4 protein-coding genes are annotated in these 3214 nt (G+C 34.2%); 2 read left to right on the top strand and 2 right to left on the bottom strand.

Features of this window, described 5'->3' with window-relative positions:
• A partial coding sequence (locus tag ACTTKP_RS11770; RefSeq protein ID WP_442554080.1) for a DAK2 domain-containing protein occupies nt 1-758 on the bottom strand: 758 nt, incomplete at its 3' end.
• Between the two features lie 13 nt (nt 759-771).
• Nucleotides 772-1128 (bottom strand): Asp23/Gls24 family envelope stress response protein, encoded by a 357-nt coding sequence (locus tag ACTTKP_RS11775; protein ID WP_442554081.1) that lies wholly within the window; start codon nt 1126-1128, stop codon nt 772-774.
• A 212-nt stretch (nt 1129-1340) separates the two neighbouring features.
• On the opposite strand from ACTTKP_RS11775, the gene ACTTKP_RS11780 reads away from it, so the two are divergent.
• Both ACTTKP_RS11780 and ACTTKP_RS11785 read left to right on the top strand, forming a co-directional pair.
• The gene (locus ACTTKP_RS11780) at nt 1341-1511 is read left to right on the top strand and encodes a hypothetical protein (RefSeq protein ID WP_442554082.1); all 171 of its coding nucleotides are present in this window, start codon (nt 1341-1343) and stop codon (nt 1509-1511) included.
• Between the two features lie 12 nt (nt 1512-1523).
• A complete protein-coding gene (locus ACTTKP_RS11785; RefSeq protein ID WP_442554083.1) occupies nt 1524-2624 on the top strand; it encodes a hypothetical protein in 1101 nt (366 codons plus the stop codon).
• Nucleotides 2625-3214: the final 590 nt, after the last annotated feature.

The raw sequence follows: 3214 nt of genomic DNA on the forward strand, positions 1-3214 counted from the left end.
AATTCTTTTTCAGACATTATTATAAATTCAGTGCAATAGCCAAATTTGATATCAGCAGTTTCTATATCATCAGTAATTCCGGATTTTCCTGAAGAGACAGCAGTGGTATTTATGTTGCCGTCAGCAAGTGGAACTATTTTACCAAGAAGTACATCGTAAGCACCTTTAAGAACTTCTAAGAGTCCTGCACCGCCTGAGTCTACAACACCGGCTTCCTTAAGTACAGGAAGCATCTCAGGAGTTGAGTCAAGAACTTTTTCCATATGGGCGATAACTTCGCCAACGAATTTTGTTATATCATCAGTTGTGCCGTCAAGCTCGGCAGCTTTTTCAGCTCCACCCCTGGCAACGGTAAGTATAGTTCCTTCTTTTGGCTTCATAACTGCCTTATAAGCTGTTTCAGCAGCTTTTTCGAAGGCAGTGGCTAACACAGATACATTTACATTATCAGCGTTAGCAGTAATTTCCTTACAAAATCCTCTTAAGAGCTGTGAGAGGATAACACCTGAATTTCCTCTTGCACCTCTGAGTGAACCACTGGACATAGCCTTTGCGATGGTTTCAATAGTAGGATTTTCAATGGCATTCACAGCTTTTACGGCAGACATGGCTGTAAGAGTCATATTTGTTCCTGTATCGCCGTCCGGAACAGGGAATACGTTAAGTTCATTAATTCTTTCTTTTTGAGACTCTAGTCTCGCAGCACCTGCTAAAAATGCTTTTTTAAGCATAGGTGCATCTAATTTAGATATTGCCACTTGTAAATCCTCCTTAGTCAACGACTCTTACGCCTTCTACATATACATAGATATTTTTTACTTTCATGCCGGTAAATTCTTCAACCTTATAGGTTACATTCTCAATAAGATTTTCAGCTACGGCAGAAATGCTTACCCCATAAGCAACGATGATATGAAGTTTGGCAGTAATTTCGTTATTTTCAATAATAATCTCAACGCCCTTGCTTAAATTATCCTTTTTAAGTAGAGTAGCAAGACCGCTCATCATACTGAGAGAAGCCATTCCAACTATGCCAAAGCATTCTATGGCTGCTGAACCGGCATAGTTTGCAATAACATCATTGTTGATTGAAACTTCTCCTTTATTTGTATTTACATATCCTTTCATAAAACCTCTTTTCCATGTGAGAACACATTGATGCTGATGTTTTGTGTATACACAAGAATTATACCTATTTTAAGGCAAAAATTCAAGTTTGTTATCTGACTTTATTTTTTTGATTAAATATGTTAGTATTAAATGTAAGGGTACAGGTATTAAATACTTTTGGTACTTTTGGTTATATAAGGTATATTTTATAAAAGATAAGGAGAATGACTATGTCAGAATTTGTAAATAGTGATGAGAAGGCTTATAAAAGCATGCACTTTGTAGGAGTAGTTAACATAGCACTTGGAATAGTACTGGTTGTGGTATCAGCAGTGTGTGGGGCATTTATTATAGCCTGTGGAGGTAAGTTGCTTAAGGATAAAAAAGGAATAACTTTTTAATGGAGATATTTAATGAAACTAAGCACTAAAGAAAAAATATCAAGAATAATTGATGCTATGCTCTATGGCGATTTAACTACAAAAAAATATTTATATGGTATTGTGATTTTTACCCTTATAACACTGGTTACGGGCATTATGGCTGTATTGGGACCGGGTATTGTATATGGGCTTATAGCTATGTTAATGGGAGTGGTAGATCTTATTTGGTGGCAGTCTATGACCTTAACATCAGATGAGCTGAAAGAACAGGGAGATAAGGTAAAGTATCAGCAGAGAAAACAGGAACATAGGCTGGAGAAAGAAAAAGAGAAGTTAAGAAAAGAGGAGGAAAAGAGAAAGAAGAGAGAGCCTAAAAGTGAGATAGAGAAGGCACTTGGGAAAATTGATGAAAAGACTGAATATAAGATAACAAGAGAAGAGATTAAATATGCTCTCAAAAGATATAAAGCAAAAAAAGACCATAGGGAAGTGCTTATAGATTCATGTGATTCTTTGGGGCTAAAAGAAGCTCCCGCTTATATTTGGGCAGATAAAAAAAAGTATTATCTTATGGTAATAGGAGGAGATGAGCCGCTTTTACTTGACTATCCTTTAGAATATAATATGAAGTTACATTATGAAACCGGAGTTAAGTCCAGTCCGGATGTAGAATATAATAAATATAAGGGAGTGTCAGTCGTGGCCTTAGCTTTCAGTCCGTTTTTGCCGGATTACTATCAGAAACGTACAGAATATGGTACGGCATTTTATAAAAATCTATACAGGCTTGGAAAGGATATGTATTTTACAAATTCTTCAGCAAAGAATGTATTAGATATTACGGGGGCAGATTTTGAGGTTGAGGACGATATAACAAAAGACATGAGGTATGGTGAGGATTTTAAAAATGCTTATAAGGCTAATCTTCTCTGGCGTGATGGGGTCTTATCTTCAGATGAATATAAGAATAGGATAACAGGGCTTTTAAGTAGTCTTGCAAGAGCTGATATTCGTTTTGATGATTTTAACAGGATATTGGAGCAGATGTATGAATATAATTTCATAACAAAGGCATACTTGGAATTTTATATTGATTATAGGAAGAAGTATAGAGAGACAAAAGTAAAGTAAAACTAATTTCTGCTGATAGTTGAAATGCTGTCGGCAGGAATTTTTTTAATATTATAGTTCACGTTAAAAGCACCTATATGAATTTATAAAAAATGTGTAGATTTTTGTAATATTCTATAGATATAACTAAAATATTAGTATTTTGAAAGGTATTATTACAAAAATCTAATAAAGGCATGGAATATAAGTGTTGCTTTTTATAGAATATTTATATATAATTATTATAAAATGTTATTATACATTGTGAAAATTTATAATAACATTGGAGGCGTAGAATAACAAGGAGGAGGTCATTCTTTGTCCTATCCTAAGAGATAATACCTTATGTTTTGTCTTATGTCTATTGGAAGCCATCAGGCAAGATAAAATTTATGATAACATCTGATGAAGGTAGAATGCCTTCTTCTGTTATACATATAGAAACTTATTAACTAAATAGTCTTGAATGACTATACCATTATTATACTAATCAGCTAACTTAAAGTACCCGTCTTTAAATTCTTTGCTGTTATCAAGAAGAAGGACTGATTTATAGGAGTTTTTAATCATTTCTTTTTTGCAGAGGGCTTGAGAATCATCTCCCTCAAATA

The sequence above is a fragment of the Catonella sp. genome (assembly GCF_052169795.1).
GTDB lineage: Bacteria > Bacillota > Clostridia > Lachnospirales > Lachnospiraceae > Catonella.

Bases quoted from the DNA above. Each gene is read 5' to 3' on its own strand.
- ACTTKP_RS11785 (WP_442554083.1), top strand. From the start codon at position 1,524: ATGAAACTAAGCACTAAAGAAAAAATATCAAGAATAATTGATGCTATG.
- ACTTKP_RS11775 (WP_442554081.1), bottom strand. From the start codon at position 1,128: ATGAAAGGATATGTAAATACAAATAAAGGAGAAGTTTCAATCAACAAT.
- ACTTKP_RS11780 (WP_442554082.1), top strand. From the start codon at position 1,341: ATGTCAGAATTTGTAAATAGTGATGAGAAGGCTTATAAAAGCATGCAC.